At 64.3% G+C, this 17,742-nt stretch carries 14 protein-coding genes and 2 pseudogenes; 3 read left to right on the top strand and 13 right to left on the bottom strand.

The annotated features are described in order from the left end of the window. Window positions 1–29: 29 nt before the first annotated feature. From MKR05_RS07920 to MKR05_RS07900, 5 genes and pseudogenes are all read right to left on the bottom strand, one after another. Window positions 30–966 (bottom strand): annotated as a pseudogene (locus MKR05_RS07920) (MurR/RpiR family transcriptional regulator). Beyond that, on the bottom strand, window positions 929–1,906 hold the full coding sequence (locus MKR05_RS07915; protein WP_165476265.1) for an ABC transporter substrate-binding protein: 978 nt from the start codon (window positions 1,904–1,906) through the stop codon (window positions 929–931). The pseudogene MKR05_RS07920 and the gene MKR05_RS07915 overlap by 38 nt, the downstream one beginning before the upstream one ends. After that, a complete protein-coding gene (locus tag MKR05_RS07910) occupies window positions 1,896–2,948 on the bottom strand; it encodes an iron ABC transporter permease (protein WP_048297701.1) in 1,053 nt (350 codons plus the stop codon). Before MKR05_RS07910 ends, MKR05_RS07915 begins: the two co-directional genes overlap by 11 nt. Continuing rightward, window positions 2,945–3,970 (bottom strand): iron ABC transporter permease, encoded by a 1,026-nt coding sequence (locus MKR05_RS07905; protein WP_101866784.1) that lies wholly within the window; start codon window positions 3,968–3,970, stop codon window positions 2,945–2,947. The genes MKR05_RS07910 and MKR05_RS07905 overlap by 4 nt, the downstream gene beginning before the upstream one ends. Further along, the gene (locus tag MKR05_RS07900) at window positions 3,967–4,788 is read right to left on the bottom strand and encodes an ABC transporter ATP-binding protein (protein ID WP_131095976.1); all 822 of its coding nucleotides are present in this window, start codon (window positions 4,786–4,788) and stop codon (window positions 3,967–3,969) included. Before MKR05_RS07900 ends, MKR05_RS07905 begins: the two co-directional genes overlap by 4 nt. Window positions 4,789–5,292: 504 nt before the next feature. On the opposite strand from MKR05_RS07900, the gene MKR05_RS07895 reads away from it, so the two are divergent. Beyond that, entirely contained in the window at window positions 5,293–7,365 is a 2,073-nt protein-coding gene (locus MKR05_RS07895) for a TonB-dependent siderophore receptor (RefSeq protein ID WP_101867063.1), read from the top strand. 256 nt (window positions 7,366–7,621) lie between these two features. Here MKR05_RS07895 and MKR05_RS07890 read toward each other — a convergent pair whose 3' ends face one another. The 7 genes and pseudogenes from MKR05_RS07890 to MKR05_RS07860 form a co-directional block, all read right to left on the bottom strand. Then, the gene (locus tag MKR05_RS07890) at window positions 7,622–8,410 is read right to left on the bottom strand and encodes an ABC transporter ATP-binding protein (protein WP_060592572.1); all 789 of its coding nucleotides are present in this window, start codon (window positions 8,408–8,410) and stop codon (window positions 7,622–7,624) included. Beyond that, window positions 8,404–9,399, bottom strand: a complete 996-nt coding sequence (locus tag MKR05_RS07885) for an ABC transporter permease (RefSeq protein ID WP_101996957.1) — start codon at window positions 9,397–9,399, stop codon at window positions 8,404–8,406. Before MKR05_RS07885 ends, MKR05_RS07890 begins: the two co-directional genes overlap by 7 nt. Further along, complete coding sequence (locus MKR05_RS07880; RefSeq protein WP_023290054.1) at window positions 9,380–10,417, bottom strand: ABC transporter substrate-binding protein; 1,038 nt, start codon at window positions 10,415–10,417, stop codon at window positions 9,380–9,382. Before MKR05_RS07880 ends, MKR05_RS07885 begins: the two co-directional genes overlap by 20 nt. Next, a complete protein-coding gene (locus MKR05_RS07875; RefSeq protein ID WP_048335943.1) occupies window positions 10,414–11,388 on the bottom strand; it encodes an ABC transporter substrate-binding protein in 975 nt (324 codons plus the stop codon). The genes MKR05_RS07880 and MKR05_RS07875 overlap by 4 nt, the downstream gene beginning before the upstream one ends. 5 nt (window positions 11,389–11,393) lie before the next feature. Beyond that, complete coding sequence (locus MKR05_RS07870; RefSeq protein ID WP_065881363.1) at window positions 11,394–12,545, bottom strand: acyl-CoA dehydrogenase family protein; 1,152 nt, start codon at window positions 12,543–12,545, stop codon at window positions 11,394–11,396. After that, window positions 12,532–13,627 (bottom strand): annotated as a pseudogene (locus MKR05_RS07865) (LLM class flavin-dependent oxidoreductase). The gene MKR05_RS07870 and the pseudogene MKR05_RS07865 overlap by 14 nt, the downstream one beginning before the upstream one ends. Window positions 13,628–13,771: 144 nt before the next feature. Next, complete coding sequence (locus tag MKR05_RS07860; RefSeq protein WP_131095977.1) at window positions 13,772–14,665, bottom strand: LysR family transcriptional regulator; 894 nt, start codon at window positions 14,663–14,665, stop codon at window positions 13,772–13,774. A gap of 106 nt (window positions 14,666–14,771) precedes the next feature. On the opposite strand from MKR05_RS07860, the gene MKR05_RS07855 reads away from it, so the two are divergent. Both MKR05_RS07855 and MKR05_RS07850 read left to right on the top strand, forming a co-directional pair. Continuing rightward, a complete protein-coding gene (locus tag MKR05_RS07855; RefSeq protein WP_117128979.1) occupies window positions 14,772–15,374 on the top strand; it encodes a cysteine dioxygenase in 603 nt (200 codons plus the stop codon). A 5-nt stretch (window positions 15,375–15,379) separates the two neighbouring features. Further along, window positions 15,380–16,960 (top strand): rhodanese homology domain-containing protein, encoded by a 1,581-nt coding sequence (locus MKR05_RS07850; protein ID WP_131095978.1) that lies wholly within the window; start codon window positions 15,380–15,382, stop codon window positions 16,958–16,960. 12 nt (window positions 16,961–16,972) lie between these two features. Here the strand turns inward: MKR05_RS07850 and MKR05_RS07845 are convergent, their stop codons facing one another. Then, entirely contained in the window at window positions 16,973–17,698 is a 726-nt protein-coding gene (locus MKR05_RS07845) for a polyphenol oxidase family protein (protein WP_131095979.1), read from the bottom strand. Between the last annotated feature and the right edge of the window lie 44 nt (window positions 17,699–17,742).

Genomic DNA, 17,742 nt, shown 5'->3' with positions numbered 1-17,742 from the left:
GGAAACCTTCCCGCTGGTGAATTATCTTATCAACTGGTCCGTTTACCGCCGGATTTACCGATGGCCCGGTGCAGGTCGTTGATTCGCTTCAGGGATTTCACCGTTTTTTGTGGCGTGGTCGAGGCCACCGACAGGACAATCATCTCCAGACAGACCAGCACCGTGCCGTGCAGCGGCATCCGGCTACTGTCCCCGCCGCGCGGGACGTCGATCACCACCTGCGCCTCCTGACTGAAGCGCGAGTCCACCGCCTGGGTCAGCAGGATGGTCGGAATACCCAGCCGCTTCGCCTCGCGCAGGGTGGTCATCCCTTCGCGATGGGGGGATTTTTGCCCCATCATGATCAGCACATCGCCGCGCTGCAGGCCGATAAGCTGTTCGGCGAGGCTAAAGCCCGTGCGGTTCATCACGTAAGCCGGCAGGCCAATGCGGCTGAACAGCCGGGCGGTGTACTCGGCGAGGATCCCCGAGGCGCCGATGCCGAAGATCCCCACCTGGCGCGCGTCGCTGAGCAACGCCACCGCCTGGGCCACCGCCGCGCGGTTGTCGGCCCGCGACAGGACCTCGCAGACCCGCTGGTGCCCTTCAAGCACAAAATCAATACTGGAATTGACGTCGCTGGCGAGTGCGGTGACCGTCGAGCGCATCTTTTCCGCCGAGGTGACCGAGGTGCCGAACCAGCGCTCCATAGTCTGCTTAAGCTCGCGCAGCCCGGCGAAGCCCAGCGCCTGGATGGCGCGCACCACCGTGGCGTCAGAGGTCTGGGTCGCGGTGGCGATCTCCATCGCCGTCTGCTCCAGCACCACCTCGCGGTTGTCGTTGATATAGCTGACCACGGCCCGCAGGCGGGGAGAGAGCTGATGCGCCCGGGCGCGATAGCGTTCGCCGAACAGGTCGACCCGCCCCTTCTCTTTTTTCACCGCGCTTTTCATTTGGCCAGCGCCGGGATCGGCCTGCCGGTAATATGCGACTGCACCTGGGCCACCATCAGAGAGAGCGCGGCGTAGGAGTTGGAGATCACCTCCTCCCGCGGCAGCAAAATATAGCGCCCGGTGCGGCAGGCGCGCATAAAGTCGCACCAGCCGGGCATCACCCCTTCCATCGCCCGCAGCTCATCCTGCGGCTTACCGCCGGTATCCGACCGCCAGGTGGCGAAGACAAAATCGGCGTCCAGCTCCGGCAGCTGTTCCGCGCTGACGTCAATTCGCTGGCCGTCGGGGATCCGCTCAATCAACGGCGGAAAGCGGAACCCGGCGTCGCGCAGCACCCGGCCCAGCGCGTGGTAAGAATGATGCACCGTGACCTTGCCGTTGTTCGCCTGGATCACCGAGACGCTGTACTGCGACGGGTTAACCATCGCTTTCAGCTGCTTGATTTGCTCCTGATAGCGGCGCTCGAGGATCGCCAGCCGCGGCTGGGTGCCGGTCAGCTGCGCCAGCTTGCGGTAAATCTCCGGGGCGCTGCCCTGCAGATGGTCGATGCTCACCGTCGGGGCAATCTTCTCCAGCTGCTCCACCGACACGTGACGGCTGGGCTCGGTGATGATCAGATCCGGCCTGGCGGCGGCCACCGCTTCCAGATCGATATCGGCGGTGCCAATAAAGCGGATATCGCTATTGTCGAAATCGACGCCGGTGAGCTGGGCGCTGGAGCGCAGATAGTGGCTGCCGTCCGGCCGCGTCCGGCCGTGGCTGGCGATGGGCGGCGCCCCGAGCTCAATCAGCGGAATGGTAATGTCGAGATCGTGCATCGAAACGATACGCTGCGGATGGAGCGGGACGGTGACCGTGCGGCCTAAATCATCGGTAAAAGTCTGAGTTTGTGGGTCGGCGGCGCTGACGGCCCCCGTCAGCAACAGCAGCAATGAGACGAACCAACGCATAATACCTTCCTGGTTAAAGGGCATCGCGGCGACGCCAGAGTAAGACAACAAAAAACGGGCAGCCCACCAGGGCAATAACAATCCCCGCCGGGATCTGCAGCGGCGCAAACGCCAGCCGGCCAAGGGTATCGGTCACCAGCACCAGCAAGGCGCCAATCAGCGCGCTTCCGCTCAGCAGCGATACCTGGCCGCCGCGCAGCACAAAACGCGCCATATGCGGCGCCATCAGGCCAACAAAGCCCAGGCTGCCGACGCAGGAGACACTGGCCGAGGTCAGCAGCACCGGGGCGAAAAATCGCAGCAGCGTGAGCTGCTGCAGACGCACCCCAAGGCCGATGGCGGTCCGGTCGCCCAGCAGCGCCGCGTCCGCCGCCCGGGCGGTACAGAACAGGATGATGGCTCCGGGCAGCGCCCAGCAAAAGGCCACCGCCAGCAGCGGCCAGGTGGCGGCCTGCAGGCTGCCCGCCAGCCAGATCATCGCCGTCTGCACGTCGCGAACGTCAGCGGTGGTCATAAAGATGCCGACCGCCGCCGCCAGGGTCCAGGAGACGCCGACGCCAATTAAAATAAAGCGCGGTCGCGAGCAATCGCGCGCCAGCGTCAGGACCAGCAGGGCCACCGCCACGCCGCCGACCATTCCCGCCAGCGGCCGCCAGACCAGGCCTACCGCCGGGAAAAACAGCACCAGCGCCAGGACCACGATGCTGGCCCCCTCTTTGACGCCGATCAGCCCCGGGTCGGCCAGCCCGTTGCGGGTGATGCTCTGCATCGCCGCGCCGGCCAGCCCCAGCATAGCCCCGCACAGCAGCGCCATCAGGATCCGCGGCAGGCGGATATCAAACAGAATAAAGCGCGGCTGCTCGCCAATCTCCTGCGGCGCCAGCAGGGCCCGCGCCAGCGTCGACGCGGGCAGCGGATAGCTGCCGCGGCTGAGGCTGTACAGCCCCAGCGCCAGCAGCATCAGCAGCATTAAGGCGGCAATGTTAAGCGCCGCCGGGCGCAGCAGCAGCTGGCGGGAAGCGAAAACCAGCGGCCGAAAGCCGGCCCGATGGACGGCGCGCATCATTTAAAAAACCTCGCGGCGATAAAGATAAACAGCGGCGCGCCCACCAGGGCGGTCATCGCCCCGGTGGCCAGCTCCTGAGGGGCGACCAGCGTCCGGGCGGCGATATCCGCCAGGAGCAGCACCAGCGCCCCCACCGGCGCCGCCAGGGGCAGCGCCAGGCGGATATCTTCCGTCACCAGACGGCGCACCACGTGCGGCACCACCAGCCCGACGAAGCCGATCGGCCCGGCCACCGCCACCGCCGCGCCGCAGAGCAGCGCAATCGCCAGCAGGCCCAGCAGCCGGGTCTGGACGAGGTTCACGCCGAGGCCCAGCGCTACCTTATCCCCCAGCGCCAGCACGTTGAGGCGCGGGGCAAGGAACAGCGCAACGCCAAGGCCGATCAGCGCCGGGACCAGCGCCGTCCGCAGCGTGCTCCAGTTCAGCCCGGCCAGATCGCCCGCCAGCCAGGTGCGCATCGCCAGCAGCGTTTGTTCATCGAGAATTAATATCGCCGCCGTCACCGCCGACGCAAACGCCGACAGCGCTACCCCGCACAGCGTGATGCGCAGCGGCGTCGCTCCGCCGCGACCGGCAGAGGCCAGCGCCATCACCCCGCCGAACAGCAGCGCCGCGCCGCAGGCGGCGGTCAGCGGCCGCGCGGCGGGGAAAGCGCCGAAGGAGAGCCCCAGCGCAGAGGTCGCCACCACCGCCAGCGACGCGCCGGCGTTAAGGCCGAGGATATGCGGCTCGCCCAGCGGGTTGCGGATCACCGTCTGCAGCAGCAGCCCGGCGACGCCGAGCGCCGCGCCGGTCAGCAGCGCCGCCGCCAGCCGCACCAGGCGCAGTTCGACGATTATCCGCTGATCGAAGTTACGCGGGTTGTACTCCAGCAGCGCCTGCAGCACCGTCTGCGGGGCGATCCAGCGGGCGCCCAGGCCAAGATGCACCAGCGAGCCGGCAATAAGCAGCAGCGTAAGCAGGAGCAGCGCCAGCCGGGGACGGGCGCGCCGCCGCGCGGGATGCAGGGTAACCACGCTCATTGTGCCGCCGCCTGGCGGGCGCGAAACGGCATAAAGAACGGTTTGCCGGTTTGCGGGTTAATCGACATCTGCACGTCAACGTCAAACACGCCTTTAATCAGCTCAGGGCTACAGACTTCACCGTCGCTAATCGTCCCGGCGATGCGCCCCTGTTTAAGGAATACCAGCAGATCGGCATAGTTGACGGCAAAGTTAAGGTCATGGAGCACCGTCACCACCGTACGGCCATGCTCGCGGGTCAGGGTCTGGAGCAGTTCGAGAATATCGACCTGATAGCGCAGGTCGAGCCAGGTGGTCGGTTCATCAAGCAGAATCGTGGCCGTTTGCTGGGCCAGCGCCATGGCGATCCAGCAGCGCTGACGCTGGCCGCCGGAGAGGCTGTCCACCGGCAGATGAGCGAACTCGCGGGTGCCCGTTAAGCGCAGCGCCTCTTCCACCGCCAGCTCATCGGCGTCGGACCACTGACGCATCAGCCCCTGCCACGGGAAGCGACCGCGCGAGACCAGTTCGAAAACCGTTAACCCTTCCGGCGTCAGCGGCGATTGCGGCAGGATGCCGAGCTGGCGCGAGACGGCCTTCGTCGGCATCTGATGAATGGCTTGCCCGTCCAGACGCACGCTGCCGCCGAGCGGTTTCAGCATCCTGGCGATGGTCGACAGCAGCGTGGATTTGCCGGAGCCGTTCGCCCCGGCCAGCACCGTCATTTTGCCGGTGGGGATGGTCAGGTTGATGTCGTCAACGATCAGGGTCTGGCCGTAGCCGGCCGACAGGGCATCCAGTACGATCCCCTGCTCTGCAGGTGTCACCCGCTGTGGCATAACTCGCTCCTGCGCCGCAGCGTTCCAGGCGAGGCTGGACATTCTGCAGTCAAATCAAAATAAATCTCATTCTCTTTTGATCATGACGGGGATGAATGTAGTAGTCAATAGTCGCCATCGTCTTCTGGCGCGGACGATGACTACAGCGAGGCCGCGCCAACGCAATAGAATAAAAATAAAATAATATCAAAGAGATAACCGCAGGATATTCCCTGATGGAGGTGTTTAAAACGCCCTGTACCCCGCCGCTGATTTTTTATCTTCTATAACGTTTACTACTACATTCCTTCATGATTGAATGATTCTCAATTACACGTAGAAAGGCGCGTTCAGACGCTAAATCGCGTGTTTTTATTATTCAGGGCAATGATTTTATTGGCTTTATCTGACCGCAAAGGCAGATTCGTTCACGAGAAAAAGATAATGACTCAACCCCATGTCGCCTTCACCTCGTTGCAAGGGCGGGCGCTTTTTTCGCTTCTTTTTTTAGCCTCACCGGGATTAATGGCCGCGGAAAATAACGCGGCGGAAGGTAACAACGACGCCGAAGAGACCATCACCGTGGTGGCCGACGGCGCCCAGCAGAGCGCCACCAGCGGCTATCAACCGCTCAGCTCCTCTACCGCGACGCTGACCGCGATGCCGCTGCTGGATATTCCGCAGGTGGTGAATACCGTCAGCGATCGGGTTCTCGAAGATCAGCACGCCACCTCGCTCGACGAGGCGCTGTATAACGTCGCCAACGTGGTGCAAACCAACACCCTCGGCGGCACCCAGGACGCCTTTACCCGCCGCGGCTTCGGCGCTAACCGCGACGGCTCGATCATGACCAACGGTCTGCGCACCGTTCTGCCGCGCAGCTTTAACGCCGCCACCGAACGGGTGGAAGTCCTGAAGGGACCCGCCTCGACGCTGTACGGTATTCTCGACCCCGGCGGGCTGATCAACGTCATCACCAAACGTCCTGAGCGGCAGTTCTCCGGTTCGGTTTCCGCGACGTCCACCAGCTTTGGCGGCGGTACCGGCAGCGTCGACGTCACCGGCCCCATCGAAGGCACGAATCTGGCGTACCGGCTGATTGGGGACTATCAGAATGAAGATTACTGGCGCAATTTCGGTAAAAACAAAAGCCGCTTTATCGCCCCTTCCCTGACCTGGTTTGGCGACCGGGCGACGGTGACCGCGTCCTATTCGCACCGCGACTACAGTGCGCCCTTTGACCGCGGCACTATTTTCGATCTGAATACCGGCCATGCGGTGAACGTCGATCGCAAAACCCGCTTCGATGAAGCGTTTAATATTACCGATGGCTATTCCGACCTCGCCCAGCTCAACGCCGAGTATCGCCTTAACGACGCCTGGACCGCGCGCTTCGATTACAGCTACAGCCAGGATCACTATAACGATAACCAGGCGCGAGTAATGGCTTATGATTCGGCGACCGGCAACCTGACCCGCCGGGTCGATGGAACCCATGGCTCCACGCAGAAGATGCACTCGACCCGCGCCGACCTGCAGGGCAACGTGGTGGTGGGCGGCTTTTATAACGAACTGCTGACCGGCGTCGCCTATGAGAATTACGATCTGCTGCGCACCGATATGCTGCGCTGCAAGAACGTGAAAGGCTTTAATATCTATCATCCGGTCTACGGCACCCTCGACACCTGCAATACCGTCTCCGCGTCCGACAGCGATCAGCGGATCCAGCAGGAGAGCTATGCCGCTTACGTGCAGGACGCGCTGTACCTGACCAACAACTGGATCGCCGTCGCCGGCGTGCGCTACCAGTATTACACCCAGTACGCCGGTAAAGGCCGACCGTTTAACGTCAATACCGACAGCCGCGATGAGAAATGGACGCCGAAAGCCGGCCTGGTCTACAAAGTGACGCCGAACGTGTCGCTGTTCGCCAATGTCGCCCAGTCGTTTATGCCGCAGTCGTCGATCGCCAGCTATATCGGCGAGCTGCCGCCGGAAGAGTCCACCTCCTACGAAGTGGGCGCCAAATTCGACCTGCTGGAGGGCATTACCGCCAATATCGCGCTGTTTGATATTCATAAGCGCAATGTGCTGTACACCGAGAGCATTGGCGATGAGACGGTGGCCAAAACCGCGGGCAAGGTGCGTTCCCAGGGCGTGGAAGTGGATCTGGCGGGGTCCATCACCGATAACCTCAGCGTGATCGCCAGCTACGGCTACACCGACGCCAAAGTGCTGGAAGATCCGGATTACGCCGGGAAACCGCTGCCGAACGTACCGAAACACACCGGTTCGCTGTTCCTGACCTATGACATTCATAACGTCTACAACAGCAACACCCTGACGGTGGGCGGCGGCGGCCATGCGCTCAGCAAGCGCTCCGGCACCAACGGCGCGGATTATTATCTACCGGGCTATGCGGTGGCGGACGTGTTCGCCGCCTATAAGATGAAGCTGCAGTATCCGGTGACGCTGCAGGTGAATGTGAAGAATCTGTTTGATAAGACCTATTACACCTCTTCCATCGGCACCAATAACCTCGGCAATCAGATTGGCGATCCGCGTGAGGTACAGTTCACGGTGAAGATGGATTTTTAAGCCGTACATGGCGTCGCGCCGGATGCTCATTGCCGGGCGGCGCTGCGCTTGCACCGGCCTACGTTCTACGGTCCTTCCCCTTCTGTGGAGTTCGCAGGCCCGGTAAGGCGCAGCCGCCACCGGGCAAAACGTGGCGCATGGTTCCGGATGTCCATGGCCGGGCGACGCTGCGCTTGTACCGGCCTACGGTCCTTCCCCTTCCTCTCGAACTCGCAGGCCCGGTAAGGCGCAGCCGCCACCGGGGAGTGCGTTTACCCTACCAGTCCTCCTCCTGGCCGAGGATGCGCAATATATCCTGACGATGCTGCAGCAGCTGCGGGTTATCGCGGTGGCGGGGAAAGGCCAGCGGCAGCGCGAACTCGGCGATAATCCGCCCCGGACGCGGCGACATCACCAGCACCCGCTCGCACAGCAGCAGCGCCTCTTCGATATCGTGGGTCACCAGCAGGCTGGTATACCCCTGCTGCTGCCAGAGGGCGATCAGCTCCCGCTGCATGCTGATGCGGGTCAGCGAGTCCAGCTTGCCCAGCGGCTCGTCGAGCAGCAGCAGGCGCGGCTCGTTCAACAGCGCGCGCGCCAGCGCGGCGCGCTGCGCCATCCCCCCTGACAGCTGCCTCGGCCACGCTTCGCTGAAGGCCTGCAGACCGATGCGGTCAATCAGCGCGTCGGCCTTTGCTTCCAGCCCTCTTTTGCCCTGCGCCTGCGGGCCCAGCAGCACGTTCTGCCGCACCGTCAGCCAGGGATAGAGCGTCGGGTCCTGAAACACCAGTATGCGCTCCGGCCCCGGAGCGCCGAGCGGCGCGCCGTCGAACTGCATCTGTCCGTTCTGCGGGGCTTCCAGCCCGGCCAGCAGCCGCAGCAGGGTGGATTTACCGCAGCCGGAAGGGCCCAGCAGCGCCACGCTTTCCCCTGGCCGCAGCTGCAGGCTGATATTCTCCAGCACCGGCACCGCCTGTTTGCCGAGCGTAAACGCGTGATGAAGATGGTTTATCGATACCGCCGCGCCGCGCGCTATCGTTTGCGAACCTGACGTCGCGGTTACCATTGCATCCCTCCCCGCTGCCAGCTCAGCAGCTTATCGCGCAGCATAAATAATCCGCTGATCAGGCCGGAGCACAGCAAGGCCATCACCAGCAGCGCGGCGTACATATTGGGATAGGCCGCCCAGCCCTGGGCCCACTGGAGGTAGAAGCCGATCCCCGACTTCACCCCGACCATTTCAGCCACAATCAGCACCGAAAACGACGCGCCAAGCCCCATAAACAGGCCGACAAAGACGTTCGGCAGCGCGGCGGGGATCGCTACCCGCAGGATCAGGAAACGCTGGCTGGCGCCGAGCGTCCGCGCCACGTCGTACCACGCCTTGTCAATGCCGATGACCCCGGACCAGGTCAGCACCGTGACCGGGAACCAGGTGCTCAGCGCAATCAAAAACACGCTGGCGCCGAAGCTTGACGGAAAGATAAACAGGCACAGCGGCAGCAGCGCGGTGGACGGCACCGGCCCCAGCAGGCGTAACACCGGATGGACCCAGTAGCCTATCCGTTGCGACCAGCCAATGGCCAGACCGGTGACGAACCCGCTGCTGGTGCCGAGCAGCACCCCAAGCCCCAGCAGCCCCAGGGAGTGCAGCAGGCTGTCGAGCAGACGCGGCCAGTCGTCGTACAGCACCTCGATCAGCGCCTGCGGCGGCGCGAAAAACGGCACCGGCAGCACGCCGCTCTTGGCGGTCAGCCCTTCCCAGGCAGCGAACAGCACCGGCAGCAGCGCCAGCCACTTGCCGGCATGCAGCACGCGCGCGCCGCGCGCTCGCCAGTAGCGATAGCTCAGCGCCAGCAGCAGCAAGCCGCCGCCGAAGGCGAACTGCGCCAGCGCCCAGCCCTCGCTAAACGGCCAGCGCCGCCCGGCATCGGGCCAGGCCAGGGTGAACAGACCGCCCAGCAGCCACAGCGCGGCGGCCAGCAGCCCTTTTCCCCACAGCGGCGCGCGGCCGGTTGGGCGCGCCAGCGCCTGCTCAGGCGAATACGTTGGCATAGATACTCTCCGCAAACTGATGGGGATCGGTGCCCGGTTTGATCACCTGCACCCGCTGCAGGTCGACCGCATACTGCGTCAGCTCTTTCACGAACGCCTCCCCCACCGCGTGGTGGCCGTGCCCCTGTCCGTGCAGAATGCCGCTTACCTCCGCTTCACTGGTGTTGAGCGCATGGGCGAGGAAAGATTGCGCCACGCTTTCCGGATGTTCGGCGGCATAGCTGTGCGCTTCAAGGATTGCCTGGGTGAGCGCCGCGGCGGCCGGTTTATGATCCCGCGCCAGGCTCCCGCTCACCCCCAGCACGCAGCAGCTCAGATTGGCATAGTCCCCGGTCATATTGCTGGCGATCAGCTGATACTTGCCGGTCTCCAGCAGCCGATAGCTGAACGGCTCGCTGCCGCTGATGGCGGCGATCTCGCGCTTATCCAGCGCCACGCTGAGCAGATCCGCCGGGTAGACTTTCCACTGCACGTCGCTTATCGGATCGATACCGTGGCGCTTAAGCAGGATGGCGAAGAAGTTTTTATCCGGCCCGGCCATGTCGGTGACGCCGATGGTTTGCCCTTTCAGGCTCTCAAGGCCGTTGAACGGCGACGCTTTGGCCGTCAGCAGGTTCAGACAGCCGCCATGGGTCCCGGCGGTGAGCTTGACGTCAAAGCCCTGCTCCAGCGCCTTCAGCCAGCGCAGCGCCATCCCCACCCCGGCGTCGGCCTTGCCGGTAGCGATCGCCTCCAGCAGCACATCGGTGGAGTTGCCGAAGTTAACAAACTCAACGTCGAGGTTATATTTACTGAAAATCTTCTGCTGCTCGGCGACGGCGACCGGCGCGAGGCAAACCGCGCTTTTGTTGATCGCCAGCTTGATCTTGTACGGCTGCGGCAGGCGCAGCGCCGGATGAGCATCGCCGCTGGCCATCTCCGCCATATCGTGAGCCCACAGCGGCAGGGAAACCCCGGCCAGCGCCAGGCCACCGCTGAGCTGTAAAAAACGTCGACGGGAAAAAGCGGACGGGGTCATGGCGTTACCTCCGCGTGGGCCGGCCCGGCGGGCACGCTAAAGCTGGGGTCAAAGGTCGGCTTCACGTCCAGCCGGGTGCGGATCAGGCCGTTGGCGAGATAAAAGTCGGCCGTCGCCTGCTGCTGGGTCACCGTTTCCTCCGCCAGCGGCTGCCACTGCGACTGACGGTTGGCAAACTGCGCGCGGGCGATCTCCGCCGGGAAGCGGATGATCTCCCCCAGCGTTTTGCCGTAGCTGTCGAGATTGGCGTAGGCCCAGCGCTCGGCGCCGGCCAGGCGCTGGAGATAATCCTGCAGCGCGGCGCGCTTTTGCGGATCGTTAAGCGCTGAATCCGTTGCCGCAAGGAAGGTATTCCCCGGCAGCAGCCCTTTGCCGCTCACCAGGATCTGCCCCTCGTTGGTCTTCACCATCTGGGTGGTGTAGGGCTCCCAGGTCGCCCAGGCGTCCACCGAACCGTTAAGCAGCGCCACTTTGGCGTCCACCGGACCGAGGAACACCCACTGCACCTCCTTCGGTGAAATCCCCGCCTGCTCGAGGGCTTTCAGCGCCACGAAATGGCCAATCGACCCTTTGCCGGTGGCAATGCGCTTGCCTTTTAACCCGGCGGCGGTTTTTATCGCGCTGCCGGGAGAAACCAGCACCGCGGTCCCCGCCGGGTTGCTTTTGTCCACGGCGATCGCTTTTACCGGCGCGCCGTTAGCCAGGGCGAAGAGCAGCGGCGCATCGCCGATGATCCCCGCGTCCACCGCGCCAGCGTTAAGGGCTTCCGCCAGCGGCGCGGCGGCCGGAAATTCGGCCCACTTAATGTCGTAGGGGAGGTTTTGCAGGGCGTTGGCCGCCTCCAGCTGCGAACGCATGCCGCCTTTTTGATCGGCGATGCGCAGGGTAAGCCGCTCCTGCGCCGTCGCGTAACCGCCCAGCGCCAGCAGCATCAGCGCTGCCGCCACCCGGCCTGAGAATGATAGACGCATCGTGATTATCCTTGTGATTGAAAGACGAAGTGGCCGGCTGCCAGCCAGGCGCTGTCGCTCTGCGGGGTATGCACCCGGCCGCAGAGCACATTGCGGTAGTGGCGTTCCAGCGGGTTTTGTCGGCTGAGGCCATGATTGCCGGTCAGCTCGAGCGCGATATTCACCGCCTGAATGGCGTTGTCGGTGATAGTGACTTTCGCCAGGTTGGCCTCAATGGCGGAAAAGCGCAGCGCAGCGGCCTGCTCCAGCAGGCTGCGGTTAACCAACAGCAGTTCGGCGATCTGCCCGACCTTCTCCTGCACCCGCGGCAGGCGGGAAAGCGGATGGCCGAGACCCGCGGGCACCCGCCCCGCCAGCCACCTCACCAGCCAGTCGTGAGCGGCGCGGGCGATGCTGTCATAGATCGCCGCCAGCAATGCCGTCTGTCGGTTGGCGAACAGGCGCAACGGTTCCGCCTGAGCGGCGGGTGGCGCATCGACCGGCCAGACATCCACCGCATGCTCTGCCGCCACCCGCACGTGGCGAAAAATCACCTCATGGCTGCCGGTAGCCCGCATCCCGGCGTGATCCCAGCTTTTCACCACGCTAATCCCCGGGCTGTCGCCAGGCACCAGCCAGGTGCCCACCCGCGGCGGGTTCTCATCGCTTCTCGCCCAAACCGCCAGCCAGCGCAGCCCTTCAATGCCGGTGGTATAGATTTTATGGCCGTTGATGTCCCAGCCGTCCGCGCGGCGGCTCGCCACGGTGTCCGGCAGGCCGCCGCGCGCCGGGGAGCCCAGATCCGGCTCAACGCGCAGACTGTTGATCAGGCCGCCGTGTTCGACGGCATCATGAAAAACCTGCTGGCGCAGCGGCGCGTGCCAGGCGTCGTTTTCCGCCAGCCGCAAATGGTGCAGATACTGCATGCAGACGATCAGCGCCGTCGCCGGCTCACCCCAGGCGATGGCGGCGATGGCCTGCTGCAGCTGGGCCAGGCTGGCGCCCGCCCCGCCGTAAGCACGCGGCACGGCGAGGCTTAACCAGCCCCCCGCGCGCAGCGGGTCGATATTGCGCCAGGGAAAGTCGCCGCTGGCGTCAAGACTGGCCGCCTGCTCCGCCATCTGTTGGCGTACCGCCGTCAGCTGCTGCGCCCAGTCGTCGCGCTCAGGATGGATCACGATGCGCGCTCCGCCACCGCACGCCGCGCGGCTTTTTCACGAGCGATCGGCAGCAGCGCCCGGCCGTAGTCTGCCGCATCGTTCAGCGGGTCGAATCCGCGGATCAGGAAGTTGCGCACCCCGAGGTCGTAGTAGTCGAGCAGCGCATCGGCCACCTGCTCCGGGGTGCCTACCAGCGCGGTGGAGTTATGCCCGCCGCCCACCAGCTGGGCGATGCCGGTCCACAGGCGTTTGTCCACCACTCTGCCCTGCGCGGCGGTGGCCCGCAGCCGCTGGGCGCCGATGCTGTCCGGTTTGGCCTTGAACCCGCCCCCGCGCTGCGCCGCCTGCTCGGTGGCGACGTGCAGGATATGCTCGGCTTTCTCCCAGGCCTCGGCTTCGCTGTCGGCGATAATCGGCCGGAACGAGACGCTGAAGCCAATATCACGCTGGTGTTTCGCCGCTTCGGCGCGCACGCGCTGGATGGTCTCGCCGGTTTGCGCCAGCGACTCGCCCCACAGGGCGAAGACGTCAGCGTGTTTGCCGGCGACAGCGATGGCCGCTTCCGACGAACCGCCGAAGTAGATGGGAAGGTGCGGCTTTTGCAGTGGACGAATGGCTGACCAGGCCTGTTCGGCCTGATAAAAATCGTTGTGAATATCTGCCGGCTGCTCACTGGTCCACACCCGGCGTACGACGTCAAGGAAGGCGTCGGTGCGGGCATAGCGCTGGTCGTGATCGAGGTAATCGCCGTCCCGGCGCTGCTCGGCGTCATTGCCGCCGCTGATGATATGCACCGCCAGTCGGCCCCCCAGCAGATGCTCAAGGGTGGCGAATTTGCGCGCGGCAAGGGTCGGCGAGACAAAACCGGGGCGATGGGCCAGCAGGTACTGAATTTTCTGCGTCGACAGTCCGGCCAGGGCGGTCACCAGAAAGCCGTCGGGTTGATCGGACCAGTGACCCACCAGCAGGCGATCGAACCCGGCGGCTTCATGGGTTTGCGCAAAGCGAACGATATAGTCGCGGTCAAAGATCGGCCCCACCGGGGCAATCGTTTCGGAAGAGAGGCGATGGCCAATCATGCCGAGAAACTGAATGCTCATGAACAACTCCTTGCGTCAGGGTAATGGAGTGGCCGCGACGGCGGCGCTGGTCATTACCCTATACAGGGTGTGTTAATGAACAAAATGCATTTTTATCATATCTTAATATGCAAGACTGGCATTAAACAAAAATACATAGTGCTTTCAGTCGGATACTGTCAGCTGCTGCACCACTTTGCTGGCGAAAAAGGTCAGCGGCGACTGCAAGTTTGCCAGATACCGGGCGTGGATCAGCCACAGCGACACCGCAGGCTGAAAGTCGCTGAGGTTGACGACCTCGAGCTCGTCACGCCACGGGCTGGCCGCCAGCGCCGCCCGCGGCACCAGCCCCAGCCCCAGTCCCTGCGCCACCAGCGCCATCTGCAGCTGGGCGCCCGCGCTCTCAACGTTAAGCTTCAGGCGCAGACCCTGGCTTTGCAGCTCGCGGATGAGCCCGGCGCGTAGTCCACAGCCGTCGGGGTTAAGGATCCAGCCCTGTTCGACGCACTCCCGCAGCGACGACGCCCGCAGATTCAGACGCCGGGCGGCAATCGGCACCACCTCCAGGGGACACAGCAGCCGCCCGCTGTAGCCCTCGGCGAGGGTCTGCTGGGCGGGGCCCATCGCCAGCATGCCGTCCAGTTCGCCGTTTTCCAGCCGGCGCTGCAGCTCTCCGCTCCAGCCGCAGGCGACCTGCGGGGACAGTGCGGGAAACTGCTGGCTCAGCGCCGCCAGCGCCGCCGGCAGCGCGATCTCGCTGATACTCTGCGGTACGCCGAGACGCAGCGCGCCGCGCGGCTCGCCTTGCGGATCCAACAGGCTGTAGAGCTTTTTCGTCTCGCGCTTAATGCTCAGGCACTGCTCGTACACCCGCTGACCGGCGGCGGTCAGGGTCAGCGGGCGGGTCTGACGCGCCAACAGCGTGACGTTCAGCTCCTGCTCCAGACGCTGCAGGCGCCGGGTAATAGCCGACTGGGTGATCCCCAGATAGTCCGCCGCCTGATTAAGGGAAGAAAACTGCACCGTGGCCAGCAGAGCGTCAATATCGTCGATGCGCATAGGATCCTTATGTGTAATTTGCATATTAATATATGCGTAAATTGCATTTAAATAATATTAACGCCTCTGTTAGCGTTTTGACCAGTCCCTCTGACAGGAACCGCACATGACTGGACCACGACTGGAAAAATTACGCCATTTTATTCATGAGGTTGATCGCCTGCACCGTGAACACCACCAGACCGCGCCGCTGCTTGACGCCGTGGCCCAACGGCTGGCGGCGCTGGTACGTCACGACGACTGGCTGCCGGAAGAGTACACCCTGCCGCACCCGCACCATTACCAGCAGTATCTGCTGCATGCCGACTCCGGGGAGCGCTTCTCGATCGTCAGCTTCGTCTGGGGGCCGGGACAGGCGACGCCGATCCATGACCACCGGGTATGGGGGGCCATTGGTATGCTGCGCGGCGCGGAGGAGAATCAACGCTACCAGCTGGATGCAGAAGGCATACCGCGGCCGCTGGGCGCCGCGACGCTCCTGCAGGCAGGTCAGGTGGAGAAAGTCTCCGTTGACGATGGCGATATTCATCGCGTCAGCAATGCGCTGGCGGATCGCGTCTCCATCAGCATTCATGTTTACGGCGGCAACATCGGCGCGGTGAAGCGCGCGGTGTATACCCCGGAAGGCCAACAAAAACCGTTTATCTCCGGCTACGCCAACCGCCATGTGCCCAACATCTGGGATCCCTCCCGCGAACACCAAGGATAACCATTATGTCCACTTACGCTTACCGACAGGCCGCCGGGATCCGCCAGGCGCTGCTCGACCGTCGTGAACTGTCGCTCATCGACGTCCGTGAAGAGGCCGATTTCGCCACCGCTCATCCGCTGTTTGCCGTCAATCTGCCGCTCAGCAAACTGGAGCTGGAGGTGCGCCGGCGGATACCGCGCTTCACCACCCCGATCACCGTCTACGACAATGGCGAAGGGCTGGCGGAGATCGCCGTCGAACGACTGCGGACCTGGGGCTATCAGGATGTGGCCCTGCTGGCCGAGGGTCTCGCCGGCTGGCGCCGCAGCGGCGGCGAGCTGTTTCAGGACGTCAACTCCGCCAGTAAAGCCTTTGGCGAGCTGGTGGAAAGCGTGCGTCACACGCCGTCGCTCAGCGCCCGGGAGGTTCAGGCGCTCATCGACAGCCGGCAGGAGGTGGTGATCGTCGACGCCCGGCGCTTCGATGAGTACCAGACCATGAGCATCCCCGGCAGCATCAGCGTGCCCGGCGGCGAGCTGGCCCTGCGGGTGGAGAGCCTGACGCCCTCCCCGCAAACGCCGGTGATCGTCAACTGCGCCGGACGCACCCGCAGCATCATCGGCACCCAGTCGCTGATCAACGCCGGCGTGCCGAACCCGGTCCATGCCCTGCGCAATGGCACTATCGGCTGGACGCTGGCCGGCCAGACGCTGGCGCACCAGCAGCAGCGGCAATACGATCCCTCCGCCCGCGCCTCTGGCGCCCGGGCCGCCGAGGTGGCGCATCTCGCCGAACGGGCCGGGGTGGCGGTCATTGATGAGGCGACCCTGCAACGCTGGCTACAGCAGAGCGACCGCACCACCTTCCTGTTTGATGTGCGCAGCCCTGAGGAGTACGCGGCAGGCCACTATCCTGGCTGCCTGAGCGCGCCAGGCGGCCAGCTGGTGCAGGAGACCGATCACTTCGCCAGCGTACGAGGGGCGCGAATCGTGCTGCTGGATGACGATGGCGTCCGGGCGGCGATAACCGGCTCGTGGCTGGCGCAGATGGGCTGGGAGACGGCGCGGCTGAACGCCCTGTCGGCCAGCCAGCTGAGCGAGCGCGGGGTACCAGCCGCCGAAGTGCCCCCCGCCCCGCAGGCGGCGGAGATAAGCCCGGCGCAGCTGGCGCAACAGCTGGACGACCCCGGTACGGTGGTGCTCGATTTCACCACCAGCGCCAACTTTATCGCCCGCCATATCCCCGGCGCGTGGTGGCTGACGCGCTCGCAGCTGCGCCAGGCCCTGGAAGCGATCCCTCCCGCTCAACGTTACGTGGTGACCTGCGGCAGCAGCCTGCTGGCCCGCTACGCGGCGCCCGAGGTGGCGGCCTTAACCGGTAAACCGGTACAGGTATTGCGCGGCGGGACGCTGGCGTGGATCGCCGCCGGTCTGCCGCTGGCCCATGGCGACGCCGGCCTCGCTGTCGAGCGCCGGGATCGCTATCGCCGACCCTATGAAGGGACCGATAATTCCGCAGAGGCCATGCAGGCCTATCTGGAGTGGGAGTACGGCCTGGTGGATCAGCTGGCCCGCGACGGCACCCATGGTTTTCGGGTGATCTAACGCCAGCGCGACTCAGGTCTCACGCATGATCCACGAGTACTGAAAGCTCTTCGGCGCCGGAAAATGGGTCCGGCGCCGGTAGGAGCCCAGCGACTGCGGCGTGCAATAGGTGCAGCTCCCCAGCCATTCAACGCTCGTTGACGCCACCCCCGCCTCTGCGAAGATCGCCTCAGCGAAAGCGCGCAGATCAAACCACAGATTATCGCTGCCGCGCGCCGCGGCTTTGAGCGGATCGCTGACCGGGCCAGAACGGGAATGGAACAGCCGCTGGCGGTGCCGGGCCACCCGGTCACCGCCGGGCTGGTCCAGCAGTTGCTGATAAAATCCGGCGGAGACTTCGTAACAGCAAGGGTGAATATGCGGCCCCACGGCGATGACCAGATCGGCCAGCGCCGCCCCCTGCTGGCGAAAAGTCGCCAGACTGTTGTCGACAATGCCGCTGGCCAGCCCCTGCCAGCCGGCATGCACGCTGCAGATGAAGCGACCGTCGCGCGAGGCGATCAGTATCGGCAGGCAGTCGGCGGTTACCACCCCCACCTTTTGCCCGGCGACGGCGGTAAACACCGCGTCGGCATGCGGGCGCGTCGGCAGCGGCTGCTGATAATGATGAACCTCATTGCCATGGACCAGCTTCACCGGCGCCATTTCGGCATAGGGAAAGGCGGCGGTTTCGTGGACATCGAGAAACGCGTGGCGGATGCCAGGGATAGCGTCGAGCAAGCGGGAGCGGTAAGCCATAGAGACGATAAGCGACAGAGAATGATGTCTTACCTTAGGCCAGG

The sequence above is a fragment of the Klebsiella sp. K5-204 genome (assembly GCF_030128585.1).
Classification (GTDB): Bacteria; Pseudomonadota; Gammaproteobacteria; order Enterobacterales; family Enterobacteriaceae; genus Klebsiella; species Klebsiella quasipneumoniae.
The sequence above is the reverse complement of the archived record's forward strand: the minus strand, read 5'-3'. Positions and strand labels throughout refer to the sequence as shown.

What these genes read in the sequence shown, in the direction of transcription:
- MKR05_RS07915 (WP_165476265.1), bottom strand. Translation starts at nt 1,906, where the DNA reads ATGCCCTTTAACCAGGAAGGTATTATGCGTTGGTTCGTCTCATTGCTG.
- MKR05_RS07910 (WP_048297701.1), bottom strand. Translation starts at nt 2,948, where the DNA reads ATGATGCGCGCCGTCCATCGGGCCGGCTTTCGGCCGCTGGTTTTCGCT.
- MKR05_RS07905 (WP_101866784.1), bottom strand. Translation starts at nt 3,970, where the DNA reads ATGAGCGTGGTTACCCTGCATCCCGCGCGGCGGCGCGCCCGTCCCCGG.
- MKR05_RS07900 (WP_131095976.1), bottom strand. Translation starts at nt 4,788, where the DNA reads ATGCCACAGCGGGTGACACCTGCAGAGCAGGGGATCGTACTGGATGCC.
- MKR05_RS07895 (WP_101867063.1), top strand. Translation starts at nt 5,293, where the DNA reads ATGGCCGCGGAAAATAACGCGGCGGAAGGTAACAACGACGCCGAAGAG.
- MKR05_RS07890 (WP_060592572.1), bottom strand. Translation starts at nt 8,410, where the DNA reads ATGGTAACCGCGACGTCAGGTTCGCAAACGATAGCGCGCGGCGCGGCG.
- MKR05_RS07885 (WP_101996957.1), bottom strand. Translation starts at nt 9,399, where the DNA reads ATGCCAACGTATTCGCCTGAGCAGGCGCTGGCGCGCCCAACCGGCCGC.
- MKR05_RS07880 (WP_023290054.1), bottom strand. Translation starts at nt 10,417, where the DNA reads ATGACCCCGTCCGCTTTTTCCCGTCGACGTTTTTTACAGCTCAGCGGT.
- MKR05_RS07875 (WP_048335943.1), bottom strand. Translation starts at nt 11,388, where the DNA reads ATGCGTCTATCATTCTCAGGCCGGGTGGCGGCAGCGCTGATGCTGCTG.
- MKR05_RS07860 (WP_131095977.1), bottom strand. Translation starts at nt 14,665, where the DNA reads ATGCGCATCGACGATATTGACGCTCTGCTGGCCACGGTGCAGTTTTCT.
- MKR05_RS07855 (WP_117128979.1), top strand. Translation starts at nt 14,772, where the DNA reads ATGACTGGACCACGACTGGAAAAATTACGCCATTTTATTCATGAGGTT.
- MKR05_RS07850 (WP_131095978.1), top strand. Translation starts at nt 15,380, where the DNA reads ATGTCCACTTACGCTTACCGACAGGCCGCCGGGATCCGCCAGGCGCTG.
- MKR05_RS07845 (WP_131095979.1), bottom strand. Translation starts at nt 17,698, where the DNA reads ATGGCTTACCGCTCCCGCTTGCTCGACGCTATCCCTGGCATCCGCCAC.